The organism is uncultured Duncaniella sp. (assembly GCF_910577345.1).
Lineage (GTDB): Bacteria > Bacteroidota > Bacteroidia > Bacteroidales > Muribaculaceae > Duncaniella.
In genome coordinates, this window is sequence record NZ_CAJTMT010000003.1 from 150,611 (window position 1) to 167,653 (window position 17,043).

At 51.6% G+C, this 17,043-nt stretch carries 11 protein-coding genes; 3 read left to right on the forward strand and 8 right to left on the reverse strand.

The window, feature by feature from the left end:
• Positions 1 to 89 precede the first annotated feature (89 nt).
• Positions 90 to 1,223 (forward strand): dTDP-glucose 4,6-dehydratase, encoded by a 1,134-nt coding sequence (locus QZ310_RS02570; protein ID WP_297070059.1) that lies wholly within the window; start codon positions 90 to 92, stop codon positions 1,221 to 1,223.
• 146 nt (positions 1,224 to 1,369) lie between these two features.
• Positions 1,370 to 2,749, forward strand: a complete 1,380-nt coding sequence (locus QZ310_RS02575; protein ID WP_297070147.1) for a UDP binding domain-containing protein — start codon at positions 1,370 to 1,372, stop codon at positions 2,747 to 2,749.
• 322 nt (positions 2,750 to 3,071) lie between these two features.
• Here QZ310_RS02575 and QZ310_RS02580 read toward each other — a convergent pair whose 3' ends face one another.
• From QZ310_RS02580 to gyrA, 8 genes are all read right to left on the reverse strand, one after another.
• Positions 3,072 to 3,653, reverse strand: a complete 582-nt coding sequence (locus tag QZ310_RS02580; RefSeq protein WP_297070062.1) for a cob(I)yrinic acid a,c-diamide adenosyltransferase — start codon at positions 3,651 to 3,653, stop codon at positions 3,072 to 3,074.
• Positions 3,650 to 4,651 (reverse strand): ABC transporter ATP-binding protein, encoded by a 1,002-nt coding sequence (locus QZ310_RS02585; protein ID WP_297070149.1) that lies wholly within the window; start codon positions 4,649 to 4,651, stop codon positions 3,650 to 3,652. Before QZ310_RS02585 ends, QZ310_RS02580 begins: the two co-directional genes overlap by 4 nt.
• Before the next feature lie 165 nt (positions 4,652 to 4,816).
• On the reverse strand, positions 4,817 to 6,073 hold the full coding sequence (locus QZ310_RS02590; protein ID WP_297070064.1) for a phosphoglycerate kinase: 1,257 nt from the start codon (positions 6,071 to 6,073) through the stop codon (positions 4,817 to 4,819).
• Between the two features lie 155 nt (positions 6,074 to 6,228).
• Positions 6,229 to 7,671 carry a Na+/H+ antiporter NhaA gene (gene nhaA / locus QZ310_RS02595; RefSeq protein WP_297070066.1) on the reverse strand — a complete coding sequence of 481 codons (1,443 nt, stop codon included), beginning with the start codon at positions 7,669 to 7,671 and terminating at the stop codon, positions 6,229 to 6,231.
• A gap of 330 nt (positions 7,672 to 8,001) precedes the next feature.
• Entirely contained in the window at positions 8,002 to 9,366 is a 1,365-nt protein-coding gene (locus tag QZ310_RS02600; protein WP_297070068.1) for a BT_3928 family protein, read from the reverse strand.
• 1 nt (position 9,367) lies between these two features.
• Positions 9,368 to 9,925 carry a DUF1599 domain-containing protein gene (locus tag QZ310_RS02605; RefSeq protein ID WP_297070070.1) on the reverse strand — a complete coding sequence of 186 codons (558 nt, stop codon included), beginning with the start codon at positions 9,923 to 9,925 and terminating at the stop codon, positions 9,368 to 9,370.
• 137 nt (positions 9,926 to 10,062) lie between these two features.
• Positions 10,063 to 11,289: a tetratricopeptide repeat protein gene (locus tag QZ310_RS02610; RefSeq protein WP_297070072.1), complete on the reverse strand. Its 1,227-nt coding sequence runs from the start codon at positions 11,287 to 11,289 to the stop codon at positions 10,063 to 10,065.
• Between the two features lie 78 nt (positions 11,290 to 11,367).
• Positions 11,368 to 14,001 carry a DNA gyrase subunit A gene (gyrA, locus tag QZ310_RS02615; protein WP_297070074.1) on the reverse strand — a complete coding sequence of 878 codons (2,634 nt, stop codon included), beginning with the start codon at positions 13,999 to 14,001 and terminating at the stop codon, positions 11,368 to 11,370.
• Between the two features lie 393 nt (positions 14,002 to 14,394).
• Between gyrA and QZ310_RS02620 the strand changes: the two genes are divergently transcribed.
• Positions 14,395 to 17,028, forward strand: coding sequence for an ATP-dependent Clp protease ATP-binding subunit (locus QZ310_RS02620; RefSeq protein ID WP_297070150.1), 2,634 nt, complete (start codon positions 14,395 to 14,397; stop codon positions 17,026 to 17,028).
• Positions 17,029 to 17,043 lie beyond the last annotated feature (15 nt).

A 17,043-nucleotide genomic window follows, 5' to 3' on the forward strand; every position in this document is an offset into this window, starting at 1 on the left:
GACTGAAGACTAACTGCTCACAACTCACAACTTAAAACTCACAACTTAAAACTCACAACTCAAAACTGACAACTGACAACTAATAACTTATGCCACACAACATACTTATCACCGGCGGTGCCGGATTCATCGGCTCACACGTCGTGCGCCTGTTCGTCAACAAATATCCCGACTACCACATCGTCAACCTCGACAAGCTCACCTACGCCGGTAATCTTGCCAACCTCAAGGACATTGAGGACCGTCCCAACTACACCTTCGTGCGTGCCGACATCGCAGATCTCGACGAGATGCGCCGTATCATCAGCGAATACAAGATAGACGGTATCATCCATCTCGCAGCCGAGAGCCATGTCGACCGTTCCATCAAAGATCCGTTTACATTTGCCCGCACAAACGTCATGGGCACACTCGCCCTCCTTCAGGCAGCAAAAGAATATTGGGAGTCGCTTCCCGAGAAATATGAGGGTAAGCGTTTCTACCACATCTCTACCGACGAGGTGTATGGTGCGCTCGAGCTCACCAATCCCGAAGGAATCGAATCTCCCTTCACTACAGCCGCCTCTTCGGAACACCACCATGCCTACGGCACGGAGTTCTTCCTCGAGACCACAAAATACAATCCCCATTCCCCCTACTCGGCATCCAAGGCATCATCCGACCACTTCGTCCGTGCCTATCATGACACATACGGAATGCCCACCATCGTGACCAACTGTTCCAACAACTACGGTCCCTACCAGTTCCCCGAAAAGCTCATTCCGCTGTTCATCAACAATATCCGTCACCGCAAACCGCTGCCGGTCTATGGAAAGGGCGAGAACGTGCGCGACTGGCTCTATGTCGTTGACCACGCCCGTGCAATCGACACCATCTTCCACGAAGGCAAGATTGCCGAGACCTATAACATCGGTGGCTTCAACGAATGGAAGAACATCGACATCATCCGTGTCATCATCAAGACCGTTGACCGTCTCCTCGGTAACCCCGAAGGCTACAGCGACGAGCTCATCACCTACGTCACCGACCGCCTCGGCCACGACATGCGCTACGCCATCGATTCCCGCAAACTCCAGCGCGAACTCGGTTGGGAGCCCTCGCTCCAGTTCGAGGAAGGCATCGAGAAGACCGTCCGCTGGTATCTCGACAATCAGGACTGGATGGACAACATCACCTCCGGCGACTACGAGAAATATTACGACGACATGTACAAGAATCGCTGACTTTTCTCCGTTATACTCTAAAGTCACAGGGACATTCCCTGCTGACTTCTCTCTTATCGGACCAAGACATGGTGGCAATCGGGCTTTCTCAGAGAATAACCCGATTGTCCCCATGTTCATAAATAAGTAATTCTAATCACATCCAAATCGTGAAACCTTACGAAATAGCAGTTGCCGGCACAGGCTACGTCGGACTCAGTATTGCGGTGCTCCTCTCTCAGCACAATCATGTCACAGCCGTTGATGTCATTCCTGAGAAAGTTGACAAGATCAACTCACGCATCTCCCCTATCCAAGACGATTATATCGTCAGCTATCTCGCGGAGAAACAGCTCAATCTGAAAGCGACTCTTGACGGCGACACGGCTTACAGTAACGCCGATTTCATCGTCATCGCTGTCCCGACCAACTATGACCCCGTAACAAACTATTTCGATACCCACCATATCGAGGAGGTGATTGACAGCGTACTCCGTGTGAATCCTCAAGCCACGATGATTATAAAATCCACTGTCCCGGTAGGCTATTGCCGGAGCCTCTACGCAAAATATGCAGCCAAAGGAGTTTCACGGTTAAATCTGCTCTTCTCGCCCGAATTCCTTCGCGAGAGCAAAGCCCTCTACGACAATCTCTACCCTTCACGCATAATCCTCGGAGTGCCCAAAGTCATAGCTGATGACCGATTCGATGAGGAAAACGAGGCCATCAAACGTCTTGCCGACCTTCCACACCTTCAGCAACAAGCCAAAATTTTCGCCTCGCTCCTGCAGCAAGGAGCCATAAAGGAAGAGATTCCCACCCTTTTTATGGGAATGAAGGAGGCTGAAGCCGTAAAGCTCTTTGCCAACACCTATCTTGCACTCCGTGTCAGCTACTTCAACGAGCTCGACACTTATGCCGAAGTCAAGGGGCTCGACTCACAAGCCATCATTGAAGGTGTAGGACTTGACCCACGAATAGGATCACACTACAACAATCCCTCCTTCGGATACGGTGGCTACTGCCTTCCTAAAGACACCAAACAGCTTCTCGCCAACTATGCGGAGGTCCCACAGAATATGATGACAGCAATCGTGGAGAGCAACCGCACACGCAAAGACTTCATTGCCGATCAAGTCCTTAAAATGGCCGGATGGTATGACTATTCGGACAATGTTCAATACACGATGCATGATGCACAATGCAAGTCTGACAACTCAAAACTCACAACTGACAACTCAAAACTTAACTCATCCGAAGGAAATTGCGTGATAGGAGTCTACCGTCTTACGATGAAGTCCAATTCCGACAATTTCCGTCAATCGTCGATTCAGGGAGTGATGAAGCGCATCAAGGCTAAAGGCGCTCAAGTGATTATCTATGAACCCGCTCTTGCGGACGGAACCACATTCTTTGGCTCACGCATCGTAAATGACCTCGATGAATTCAAACGGCTGTCCAATGCCATCGTCGCCAACCGCTACGATTCGATTCTCGATGATGTCAGCTCCAAAGTCTATACCCGCGACCTCTTCCGCCGTGATTGAAATAAAATTTGCAGCATGTTCATTTTATAATTTCATGCAATTTATATCTACACCGATGTGAGTTTAAACCGTGTTAAATTTTATTCTAACCGATTCTTATCTTTCTTTAGAAAAAATGAATTATCCATTTCTTACAGATTCTCTCTAACGGATAGAATTATTCAGGCCAAGATATGTCTGCCTTAAAGTTCGAAGAACGTTTTGAAATCAGCAAGTAATGCTTGCGAGGATTCCAATCCTTCTTTCATCTCATACCATAAGTAAGTTAGCAATCTTGCTACATTGATATAGAAAAGATACTATAAAATTGCTCTCTACCCTTTCAGGGATTGCCGGTGGGGTGGCGTTTGTAGGCGAAGGGGCGCCAGGGTTCTTCTTGGAGGGAGGAGGTAAGGAGCGATGTGCGGGCCATGATGAAGAAGAGGTCTGAAAGGCGGTTGACATAACGGAGGATGTCGGCCGGGAGCGGGTCAGTTTCATGTAAAGCCCACAGACGGCGCTCTGCTCGGCGGGCTGTCACCCTGCACTGGTGCAGGAAGGCTGACGGTCCGCTTCCACCGGGCAAGATGAAGTTTTCGGCGACCGGACATGAGGCTGCAATGCTGTCAATCAATGCTTCCGTATCGTCGACCAAACTTGCAGGAAGGGAATTTGGGTTTGCGTCGCGCATATCACTCCGTGTTGCTACAAGACTCATGACGGTCATGAGATTCATCTGAATATCCTTCAGCGACGTTTGCCATTCATGGTCGCCCGGAAGGAAGGTGCGGACAATGCCGATGGCCACATTAAGTTCGTCGAGAGTGCCGTTTGCCTCGATTCTTATATCGGTTTTGGGCACCCTGATTTTGCCGTTGATAGCAGTTGTGCCCATATCACCTGTGCGCGTATAGATTCTTCTCATGGTTGATATTTTTCGGTTTTCGTCACTGCATCAATAAGCTCCTCCACTGTGTGGAGTTCGCGTCCGTTAAATAAATATGCGTTGCCTTTTATCTCTATAATCTCCTCACTTTCGCCGGGATTAACAGCTTCAACTCCGCAACGGGCAAGAGCTTTCTTCACGAGATTATAGCGGCAACCATCGCCTGAAAGTGAGATTTTACGGTCAAGGCGGTTGTTGATTCTGAACAGACCGGTATCAAGGTCGAAAACGATGCCGTCGCGCTCAAAATACCGTCCCATCTGGCCGTCGAGCGCAAGATCCTCCGGTGTGCCAATCTCCACGCCGTGTTTCTTATCAATCAACCATATCTTATCAGCAATCTGCAAGGCAAGTTCAAGGTCATGGGTGGAGAGGAAAACAGTCTTGTCCTTAACGCGTGAGAGTTCCTGAAGTAGCTGCATGATTTCCACCTTGCTCGGATAGTCGAGAAAGGCTGTAGGCTCGTCAAGAAAGATTATCGGGGTCTCCTGCGCGAGAGCTTTGGCAATCATCACCTTCTGGCGTTCGCCATCGCTGAGAGTATTGACCATCCTGTGGCGAAGCTCGTTTATGCGTACCAATGAGATAGCCTCGTCCACAATACTGCGGTCATGCTCAGTCAACGCGCCCCAGAATCCGGTGTAGGGACTGCGGCCCATACCGACGAGTTCCTCCACCGACATGTTGCTGAGATTTATACGCTCCGTCAGCACCACGCCGATGACTTTTGCAAGGTCACTATCGGAATAGTCAGCGAGGTCACGGCCCTCGATAACAATCCGTCCTGCAAGCGGAGGGATGAAAGCGGAAAGAGTCTTCAACAGAGTGGATTTACCCGCACCGTTCGGTCCGAGCAGACAGGTCAGTTCGCCTGAAAAAAGCGAAGCATCAATGCCGTCGGTCACAACAATCCTGCGATGCTTGTCGTGATAGCCTGTCACCAGATTCTCGACACGGATGGTTTCCTTACGTCTCATCATACTTGTATGTTTCTGCGGTTGGATATGGAATGGGAAAAGGACAGAAGCCATGTCGGGGGAAACGACATATTGCTTCTGTCCTTGTTGTCATTTGTCCGTATTGTGTCCGTCAAATAGCGGGCACAATCTGCATCACGGCTTGTCTAAGCCGTAAGCGGACAATTATTTTTCAGAACCACGGATAGCTGCGATGCCGGGGAGCTCCTTGCCTTCGATAGCTTCAAGGAGGGCACCACCACCGGTTGAAACATAGCTAACCTTGTCAGCGAGACCAAACTTGTTGATGCAGGCAACAGAGTCACCACCACCCACGAGAGAGAAAGCACCGTTTTCGGTCGCCTCTACGATAGCGTCGGCGATAGCGCGTGAACCGGCAGCGAAGTTGTCGAATTCAAACACGCCTGCAGGACCGTTCCAAAGGATAGTCTTGGCACCCTTGATGGCGTTTGCGAAGAGCTCGCGGGTCACAGGACCTGCGTCGAGACCTTCCCACTCTTCGGGGATGTCCATACAGGATACAACCATTGTGTTGGCATCGTTGCTGAAGTCGTCACCGGCAACACAGTCAGTACCGAGAACGAGGTTCACACCCTTCTCCTCAGCCTTCTTGATGATGTCGAGAGCGAGGTCGAGCTTATCGTTCTCGCAGATTGACTTGCCGACTTTGCCACCCTTGGCCTTGGCGAAAGTATAGGTCATACCGCCACAGAGGATGAGGTTGTCGACCTTGTCCATGAGGTTCTCGATGATGCCGATCTTGGTAGAAACCTTCGAGCCACCCATGATAGCGGTGAAGGGGCGCTTGATATCCTTGAGGATAGCATCGACAGCGTTGACTTCCTTCTCCATGAGGTAGCCGAGCATCTTTGAATCATTGTCGAAGTAATCAGCGATTACGGCAGTTGAAGCGTGGCGGCGGTGAGCTGTACCGAAGGCGTCGTTCACATAAACGTCAGCATACGAAGCGAGAGTCTTTGCGAATTCCTTCTGACGCTCCTTCATTTCCTTCTTGGCTGCATCGTAGGCGGGATCTTCCTTGTCGATGCCGACAGGCTTGCCCTCTTCCTCGGGGTGGAAACGAAGGTTTTCGAGAAGGAGAACTTCGCCGGGCTTAAGGTTAGCGGCCTGTTCGGCAGCCTTTGCGCAATCTTCGGCAAACTGTACTTCTGTTCCGAGATACTTACCTACTGTATCCTTAATCTGAGCAAGAGACATCTTGGGGTTGACTTTGCCTTTGGGCTTGCCCATGTGGCTCATGATGATGAGGCTGCCACCATCGGCAAGAATCTTCTTGAGAGTGGGGAGAGCGCCACGGATACGGGTGTCGTCGGTAATGTTACCGTTTTCGTCCAGAGGTACGTTAAAGTCCACGCGGACAATGGCTTTTTTGCCGTTGAAATTGTACTGATCGATAGTCATTTCGAATGTGTATTTATAAAGAGTTATTTTCCTTATTCTTATCAACGTGCAAAATTAATGAAATAATTCTTTAATCGCAACACATTGCCATCATATTTAAAAGGTTAAAAAGCCTTTAGAGGGCTTGGGACACGACACGGCATATTGCAGGTTGCTTATTCCTCCTCCGGTTCATCGTCCTGCGAAGCTGCGGGCAGGAAACGAGAGAGAAGGACGTAGCCCAGCAATCCGGCAATCAGTGAACCGGCCACAATGCCCAGTTTGGCATCATTGAGGAGAGCCAGCTCGGCCGGACCACCGTCGCCAAACGAGAGGTTGGCAATGAAGAGCGAAACGGTGAAACCGATACCGCCGAGCATCGAGACTGCACCGATCATCTTCCAGTTGGAATGGTCGGGCATCGGAGCCAAACGCAGTTTGACAGTGAGCCATGAGAAGAGGAAGATACCGACAAACTTACCGACAACCAGACCGACAATGATGGCAAGGCTTATCCCGGAAATGATGGTGACAGGATTCATGTCGAGCAGATAGATTCCGGCATTTGCAAAGGCAAAAAGCGGGATGATGAGATAGTTGACCACCGGATGGAGCGAGTCTTCAAGATCCTGCAACGGAGAGATGACCTTATCCGACGCGCTCTCGATTTTCTTCAACCAGTCCATCTCCTCATGGTTGAGGAGTTTACCCTGGCCAAGTTCCTCATCGTCAGCCTCGTTGAAATGACGGATTGAACTGCGGATTATCTTGACATATTTACCGGGAGCGTACACGGGAACCGAGGGCACACAGAAAGCTATGAGCACACCGGCGATGGTCGGGTGTATGCCTGAATTGAGGACGAAGAACCAGACGACACCGCCGACCAGAACATAGAAAATCTTGCTCTGAATCTTCATCAAACCACCGCCGACGATAAGAATGGCAAGCCCAATCGCTGCATAGCCGATGAAGGCGAGGTCAATATGGGTTGAATAGAAAGCGGCGATGACGATGATACCGCCGATGTCGTCCACGACGGCAAGAGTTGTCAGGAATATTTTCAGCGAGAGTGGGACGCGCGACCCGAGTATGGCAAGCACTCCTAAAGAGAAGGCAATGTCCGTTGCCATCGGGATTGCAGCTCCGTCGATATAGTCAGTTCCGAGCGAAAGGAGGATGAAAAGTCCGACCGGAAATATCATGCCGCCGATAGCTCCCATGATTGGAAGGAGGGCCTGACGGAACGACGATAGCTCACCGACCAGCACCTCACGCTTGATCTCAAGACCGATTGTGAAGAAGAACAATGCCATGAGGGCATCGTTGATGAACTGCAGGACAGTCATGGGGTGTCCGGCATGGGAGAAGATATTGAAATCCCCGACCTGCAGGCGCATCTCCTGATTCCAGAAATCGGAGTAAAGGGTGTTTATTCCGGGGATATTTGCGACGACAAGGGCACAGACGGTAGCAAGGATAAGGATATTGCCACCCGTGGCGTGATGCCGTAGGGCCTGCCGTGCGGAGTAGAAAATATGGTGGGCGAAACCACCCGACTCAAAGTCGGACGGATTGAGATCGACTTTGCGATCATGATCTGAAGCGTGGGTTGACATAACTATCTATATAAGTGATGACGGGTTGTTAAGAATCTATATTTTTCTTAACAACCCGAGATGGTTTAAAGTTGCAACTTATATGTCCCACGCAACTGTATCAAATCGACACAAGAGATACAAAAGCACAAAAGAGCATAAGAAACAAAAGAATTTTTTCAATAAAGAATATGAAGGTAACTATCAATCCTACAGAAAAATATATCTTTTGTTTCTTATGCACTTTTTTACTTCTGTATCAAAAAACGGAAATATTGAATTCTGATACAGCACCATTTTGATGAATGAGCTTTAGCGCGTATGCTCACCAGCCGGATAGGCTTTCAAATGTCATTTCGACAATTGCTCAGAATCCTTTGAATCCGTATCTGCCGCCGCAGTCGAATCAACATTGTCAGTGGAGACGGCAGCAGTATCTTCAGGCGTTTTCTTTGCGGATGATTGTCGAACTCGTTTGGATTTGCGACGGCGGATGTGCCATGAGACAAGCCGGCCGCTTCTGTCAAGCACCATGATGACAAAAATCACACCGCCGAAGAACAATGTCAGGAGATTGAGATAGTATCTCGGCTCGGGGTCAAGGGCGTTGAGAAGTTCGGGGGCAGGGGTATCGGTGACGGTCGAATATGAAATTGACGACAGTGTCCGCTTCCATTTCACCTGTCCCTTGTGAAGATAAATTATGGCTGCATAACCGCGCGCAAGCTCCTTTATCATTGTCGGCTCGGCACTGTAGATGGGATATGACGCCATTGAAATATCCTTCCACCAGTCGATGCCCTTCTCATCACCGTTAACAAGGGCCACCATAGTGCCACCTCTTTCAGTGATATAGTCGTTGAGCTCGTTGAGAAGGTAGGTATATGAAAGGTCAACCGCCTCAAGATCCGGAATTGTCACGAGAAATTGGTCATTGTCCGGATCAATTATATCCGCTGCAATATCCTCATCATCAACAATTACCGAAAAGCCGTCGGAAAGAGCCTCATCGCCGCCGATGACCTTACGGTCAACGAAAGTCCATGTTGAATCCGGAAGATTATCTATTGAGAATGTCTCCTCACGGCCATCTTTCTCATAAATGAACTCATAGTCAACATCATCCTCATCCGAACTTTCCGAATCGTCGGGAATCAGAGAGGTTTCGGGTGCGAACCGACGGAAATCAATCATCGGCTGGACATTGAAGCCAATCAGTGATACTATAAATATGTAGAGCGAGAGCAGACCGCCTATCACCCATTGGACGTAAGGGACAAAAAGGCCCTCGACGCGCGCATTGAACATGATGAGATAGACGAGCATCAGTGTCAGGAAAATATTCTTGACAAAGGTGGCATTGTTGGAGATGACAAGGAAATCACCGAAACATCCGCAGTCAGCCACAGGGCTGGCAATAGCGATATAAAGGGTCAGCGGAAGCATGAAGCACATCATGAGCATCATGAGCCATACCCCCACCCTGCGGTAACAACCGAAGAAGAGCAGACAGCCGAGGACGAATTCCGAACATCCGAGCGCAAACGCGCCCAGCACCACAAGAGCGTGGGGTATGTCCCAACCCCACACGTCGAGATACTCGGAAATCTTATAGAAACTGCCCCAGGGGTCTATGCTTTTGGCAAAGCCTGAAACGATAAAGGTCGCTCCGACAAGAATACGGAACAACCATACAAGAGCAGGATGATAAATCACATCACGCTTGCTCGGTAAGTTTGATGATGGCGAAGACGGCATAATTTATAATATCCATGTAGTTGGAATCTATACCCTCGGAAACGGTTGTCGCACCGCCGTTGCCTTCAATCTCCTTGACGCGCTGAAGCTTGGTGAGGATGAAATCGGTGTAGGAGTTGACTCTCATGCCACGCCATGCGTCGCCATAGTCATGGGTCTTGGCAGCCATCAGGGCGCGCGAACCGGAAGCGTAGCGGTCATACAGCTCTATGGCTGTCTCTGCGGTGATGTCCGATTCATCGGCATAGCCGAGTTCAAGCTGAATGAGACCGATGAGGCCGTAGTTGACAATGGCCATGAATTCACCCAGGATACCTTCGTTGACCATCGCCTCCCCCTCTTCGAGAGTGCGGATGCGCTTGGCCTTGATGTAAAGCTGGTCAGTGATTGAGCGGGGACGCATGATGCGCCATGAGGCTCCGTAGTCAACGAGTTTATTGACAAAAACTGTGCGGCACGCGCTCAGCGCACCGTCAAACTGCTCTAAAGTCGAGATTGTCGAAGGGTTTGATGTCATGTTTAAAGAATTCTGAATGCAGGTGACAAAAAAGCCGTGGCGTCACCGAAGCGAATTCGGTTTGAGGCCACGGCTTATTCGGTAACTGCTTAAAAATTTATTTCAAACAATTTCTCAGCGATTGTCAGGATCCAATATTACTTGCCGAGGAGACCTTCGACGCGGAGGAGGTTGTCGCCGTCATTGAGAACATAGTAGATGTTCTTGAGGTAACGGAGAGCATCAGTCTGGTCATTGTCAAGCTGATAAGCTTTTTCGAGATACTTGACGGCCTCAAGGATGATGGGGCGCATGGTCTCGAAGTTGTACTTATTGTATTCCTGCTGCGACATGTTGGCTGCTGCCTGATCGAGGTCATTGTACTGCTGCACGAGCATACGGCCATAGTAGAGGTTGTTGATCGCGCTTTCGGGATCGATTGACACAGCCTTCTCGTAGGCTTCCTTGGCACCGTTGAAATCGTTCTGCTGCTCACGGAGCACACCGAGCGAGAGATAGTAGGCGGCATTGTTGGGATCAGCGGCAATGGCATTGTTGAGCATTGTGGTCGCCTTGTCGAAATCCTTGCTCTCGATGTAGCTGTTGACGAGACGCTGGAGGAACTTGGGATCAGAGGTGCCGAACTTGTCGAGGGCAGCCTGAGAGTAGCTGAGCTTGCGGGGCTCATCCTGCATCTGGTATGCTACGCTGTAGGCATAGTCGTAGGCGTTGGCATCGTCATAGCCCTTGGCGATGAGCTCGTCGAACGAAGCGGCTGCTTCGGGGAGCATCTCAGCCTGCCATGCAGCGAGTGCGCAGTTGTAGAGAATCTGAGTTGCGGTCGAATCGGGAAGTGCGGCGGGAGCGTTCTTGCCGAGACGGGGGTTACCGGGGATTACGAGATAGTCGTTGAATGCCTCGTAGGCTTTCTTGTAGTCATGAGCTTCCCAGTAAGCGGCACCGGCATTGAGGAAGTCGTTGGCATGACCTGCAATCTGGCTGACGATGTCCTTCGAGAATTTGGTTTTCTGCTTTCCCTTGGCATCAACAATGGTGTCGAGAGAGAGGGCCTTCATGCCGTAGGTGTAGCCATCGAGAAGAGCGTTGCTCATGTCGATGAGGTTCACGTCCTGTCCGAAAGTCTTCTTTGCAAAAAGGTCGTCGTAGAGTTTGAAGCCTGCCTTACCGGGAATCCAGTAGGTCTGGGCATCCTTGTCAGTTTCAGGGTTTGAGAATGCAGGTGTGATCACATTGAGAGCCTTCTGATAGGCAGCATAGCTGTCAGCGCTCTTGAACGCCTTTTCAGCTTCTTTGACCACGGCCACCTGGGCGGTCATGGAAGCGGCTGCGAAAAGCCCAACGGTTAAGACGCAGATTTTTTTCATAATAGAAATAAGTATTTTTTTGGTATTAATAGTTTTGCTGTTGTTTAATCTGTCTGAATAGCAGAAATATGGAGATTATCACTCTTCGGTGTCATCAGCGGCCTCCGACTCTGCGTCGGCATCATCATCAATCACCTCCTCGTCGATTTCCTCGACTTCGAGAAGTTCATCCTCGGGAAGTTCGGGGGCGAGTTCCTGAGCCTCTACCTGCTCGACCTCTTCCTCTGGATCGGAATCGACGCAGCAGACAGACGCGATGGTGTCGTTGCGCTTTTCAAGGTTGATGATACGGACACCCTGGGTGGCACGTCCCTGCACACGGATGTCGGCAACGTGGATGCGGAGGGTGATACCGCTCTTGTTGATGATGACAAGGTCATTGTCGTCGTTGACACTTTCGATGGCAACCAGACGGCCGGTCTTCTCGGTGATATTCATTGTGCGGACACCCTTACCGCCACGGTTGGTGACACGGTAGACGGGAACTTTCTCAGTCACGCCATCGGCATTTGTAATCTCAGTGTCGAGCGGAGTGCGCTTACCATAGCCGCGCTCACTGAGAACCATGACATCGTTGGTGGTGCCTTCGGGCATACAGATCATGCCTACAACCTCATCGTCTTCGCCGTCGAGGGTCATGCCGCGCACACCGGTGGACATACGGCCCATCTCGCGGACCTTGTTCTCGGGGAAGCGGATGGCACGGCCATTACGGTTGGCGAGGAGAATCTCGCTGTTGCCGTCGGTCATCTCAACGCTGAGGAGTTCGTCGTCCTCACGGATGATGATTGCGTTGACACCGCGGGCGCGGGGACGCGAGTAGGCTTCGAGGCGTGTCTTCTTGATGACACCCTTCTTGGTGGCGAACACGAGGTTGTGGGTGCGGACAAAGTCTGCATCGCCGAGCGACTTGGTGCAGATGAATGCCTTGACCGAATCATCCGACTCGATGTTGAGCATATTCTGGATGGCACGTCCCTTGGAGTTCTTGGCACCCTCGGGAATCTCGTAGACCTTAAGCCAGTAGCAGCGACCCTTCTGGGTGAAGAAGAGCATGTAGTTGTGCATCGAGGCGGGATAGATATGCTCGATGAAGTCCTCATTGCGGGTATCGGAACCCTTGGCACCTACTCCACCACGGTTCTGCGCACGGAATTCGCTGAGCTGTGTGCGCTTGATGTAGCCGAGGTGAGAGATGGTGATAATCATGTCATCGTCGGCATAGAAGTCCTCGGCGTTGAAGTCACCGGCCGTGTAGTCGATGTCGGTGCGGCGGGCGTCGCCGTATTTGTCGCGGACCTCCATGAGTTCGGACTTGATGAGCTCACGGCAGGTGTGTTCGTCGGAAAGGATGAGTTCGAGACGTGCGATTTCCTTTTCGAGAGCTTCGTATTCGTTGCGGAGTTTGTCCTGCTCCAGTCCGGTGAGCTGACGCAGACGCATCTCGACGATGGCGGCAGTCTGTGGGTCGGTCAGGCCGAAACGCTCCTTAAGAGCCTCGCGGGCACCCTGGGTGTCGGATGCAGCACGGATAATCTTGATGACCTCGTCGATGTTCTGCGAAGCGATGATGAGACCTTCGAGGATGTGGGCACGCTCCTGGGCCTTGTTGAGCTCAAACTGAGTGCGACGGATGACGACCTCGTGGCGATGCTTCACGAACTCGCCGATGAGTTCCTTGAGATTCAGTGTCTTGGGACGACCGTTGACGAGAGCCACGTTGTTGACACTGAACGAGGCCTGCATCTGGGTCATCTTGTAGAGCTTGTTGAGAACTACACTTGCGTTGGCATCGCTCTTGAGCTTGATGACGATACGCATACCCTTGTAGTTACTCTCATCGTTGATGTCGGCAATGCCGTCGAGCTTCTTGTCGTTGACGAGCTGCGCGATATAGGCGATAAGCTCAGCCTTGTTGACACCATAGGGAATCTCGGTGACAATTATATTCTCGTGGTTATCCTCAACCTCGATTTCAGCCTTCGAACGGATGACGACACGGCCACGGCCTGTCTCGTAGGCTTCCTTCACGCCGTTGTAGCCATAGATGGTACCGCCGGTGGGGAAGTCAGGAGCGGGAATGTATTTCATGAGGCCTTCGACATCAATCTCGGGATTGTCGATGTAGGCCATACATGCGTTGATGGACTCGGCGAGGTTGTGGGTAGGCATATTGGTAGCCATACCGACGGCGATACCCGAAGCTCCGTTGACAAGGAGGTTGGGGAAACGGGTCGGAAGCACCACAGGCTCGTCGCGGGTGTTATCGTAGTTGCGCTGGAAATCAACAGTATCGCTGTCAATATCGGCAAGCATTTCTTCGCCAAGTTTGTCGAGACGCACCTCGGTGTAACGCATCGCAGCAGCTCCGTCGCCGTCGACAGAACCGAAGTTGCCGTGACCGTCCACAAGAGTGTAACGCATGGCCCAGGGCTGGGCAAGGCGGACTACAGTGCCGTAAATCGACGAGTCGCCATGGGGGTGATACTTACCCATGACCTCACCGACACAGTTTGCGGATTTCTTGTGGGCACGGTCGGAGGTGTTGCCCATCTCATTCATTCCAAAAAGCACACGGCGGTGAACGGGCTTGAGTCCGTCGCGCACGTCAGGCAAGGCTCGCGAGACGATGACCGACATCGAATAGTCGATATAGGCGCTCTTCATCTCGTTCTCGATATTGATCTTGATAATGCGATCTTCTTCAATCATAGCTTTTTCAATACGGAGGCGCTGAATCCGAAGGAAAGCTCCGACGGCCAACAACCCCTTTAAAAACTTATCTTCTTACTATATTAATAATGTGTAGTCCGAGAAATCACAAAAGGATTTTTCCCGACAAAGGTAAGAAATATTTTGCAAAAATCGTATCTTTGCACATCAAGAAATGTTTTTTAATTGTTATTAGAAGAAAGTGGCAGACTTTGGCATAGTTTTTGATAGTAGAAAGCTATGTCGGGACTGTCCAAACGGCCTAAAGCCGACTCTTGCGTCAGCATCTACGACACAGCAATTCATCATCTCTCCCAACCGGCCTGCAAGCGCGATGTCCCCGCAGTCAAGGCCGGGAAAGTTCACCACTTAACAAAGAAAGGTACAATCAAGATGGACACAGTTTATTCACGAAAATTCAAGGAAATAATCTCCGATTCACCCCGCCAGGCAGCCCGGCACAACAACCGCTATGTCATGCCCGAGCACATCCTGCTGTCACTCCTGACAGACATGGAGGGGGAGCCGGCCCGACTTATAGACCGCGCGGCCAAAGGCGCGTCGGCCTACGAGCTGCGCGAGAATCTCGATAAGGCGCTTTTCAATGCCGCGACCGATGCCGGGTATCAAGGCACAGTCGGCGTCAACGAAGTGAGCCTCAGCGACCTCACCGGACGCATCATCAAGCTCAGCGTACTCGAAGCCCGTATGCTCAAAAGCAATGAGGTGGACGCAACCCACCTCCTGCTCGCAATTTTCCACAATTCGGACGCACAGAATTCCGAATTCATGGAGACTTTCAAGCGCGCAGGCATATCATACGAGGCGCTTTACCGCATCGTGGCAACCGATGCCAATATACCCACCGCGCTCAACGCCGAGTTTGCGGGCGATGATGACGAGGACGACATGCCTCCCCGCCAGTCACAGGACAACCAGAGCCAGCAATCGGCCAAAAGACAGGGCGCGACCACCGCACAGCGCCGTGGCAACGACACTCCGGTGCTTGACAAATATGGCAACGACATGACACTTGCCGCCGAGGAAAACCGCCTCGACCCGGTCGTGGGCCGCGATGTCGAGATCGAACGTCTCGCCCAGATTCTCAGCCGCAGGAAGAAGAACAATCCGGTGCTCATCGGTGAGCCGGGCGTCGGCAAATCGGCAATCGTCGAAGGTCTCGCCCTCCGCATCGTGCAGCGCAAGGTGTCGCGTATCCTTTTCGGCAAGAGAGTTGTGTCGCTCGACATGGCTTCAATCGTCGCCGGCACCAAGTATCGCGGACAGTTCGAGGAGCGCATCAAGGCTATCCTCGACGAGCTTTCGAAGAACAAGGACATCATCCTCTTCATCGACGAGCTCCATACCATCGTCGGCGCGGGAAATGCCGCCGGTTCGATGGATGCAGCCAACCTTCTCAAACCAGCACTCGCGCGTGGAGAGATACAGTGCATCGGCGCTACCACCCTCGACGAGTATCGCAAGAATATCGAGAATGACGGAGCGCTCGAACGCCGCTTCCAGAAGGTGATGGTCGAGCCTACCACCTCGGAGGAAACCCGCATCATCCTTGACAATATCAAGGACAAGTATGAGGAGCACCACAACGTAAACTATACGCCGGAGGCACTTGACGCATGTGTGCAGCTCACCGAGCGCTACATCTCCGACCGCAATTTCCCCGACAAGGCCATTGATGCCATGGACGAGGCAGGCAGCCGAGTGCATGTGACAAACATCGCTGTACCCAAGGAAATCGAGCAGCTCGAACAGCACATCGAGGAGGTGTCGGCACAGAAACTCCGCGCCGCACAATCGCAGAATTTCGAGAAAGCCGCCTCATACCGCGACAAGGAGCAGCAACTGAAAGCTATGCTTGAGGAAGCGAAAGCCAAATGGGAGGAGCAGCTCAACGCCATGCGCGAGACTGTCGATGCCGACAAGGTTGCGGAGGTCGTGGCCATGATGACAGGCGTACCCGTCCAAAGAGTGGCACAGGCCGAAGGCAAACGACTCAAAGAGATGTCGCCCGCCCTCAAAAGCCTTATCATCGGCCAGGATCCGGCTATCGAGAAGGTGGTCAAGGCAATCCAGCGCAACCGCATCGGTCTGAAAGACCCCAACAAACCCATCGGCACCTTCCTCTTCCTCGGTCCGACCGGCGTCGGTAAGACTCACCTTGCAAAGAAGCTCGCGGAATACATGTTTGATTCCTCGGATACCCTCATCCGCATCGACATGAGTGAATATATGGAAAAATTCACCGTGTCGCGTCTCGTTGGAGCGCCTCCGGGATATGTCGGTTATGAGGAGGGTGGTCAGCTAACGGAGAAAGTGCGCCGTCACCCCTACTCCATCGTGCTTCTCGACGAGATTGAGAAGGCTCACCCCGACGTGTTCAACCTGCTTCTTCAGGTGATGGACGAAGGCCGTCTGACCGACTCGCTTGGCCGTCGCATCGACTTCAAGAACACTGTGATAATCATGACCTCCAACATCGGTTCTCGCCAACTCAAAGACTTCGGCGGTGGCATCGGTTTCAATTCGCGCCCTGCCGACGACAAGGAGTATAGCCAAGGTGTGTTGCGCAAGGCTCTCAACAAGGCTTTCGCCCCCGAATTCCTCAACCGAATCGACGACATCATCATGTTTGATCCGCTGTCAAAGGATGCCATCTTCAAGATTATCGACATCGAGCTTGCAGGCTTCAACAAGCGCGTCAAGGAACTCGGATATATCCTCAATATCTCCGATGAAGCCCGCAACTTCATTGCCGAGAAAGGCTATGACTCGCAGTTTGGCGCACGTCCGCTCAAACGAGCCATCCAAAAGTATCTTGAAGACAAACTCGCCGAGCTTATCATTGATTCGGAACTCACCGCAGGCGATGAAATCCGTGTGACATACACGCCCGGAGCCGAGGAACTGACAACCGAGATTATCAAAAGCTCCGAACGTGGCGAACACACCCTGACCGCCGGTGAAGGCCATACAGCTACCGGTGACAGCGATTCGGATGCAAACTAAGACTGAAATTTCAAT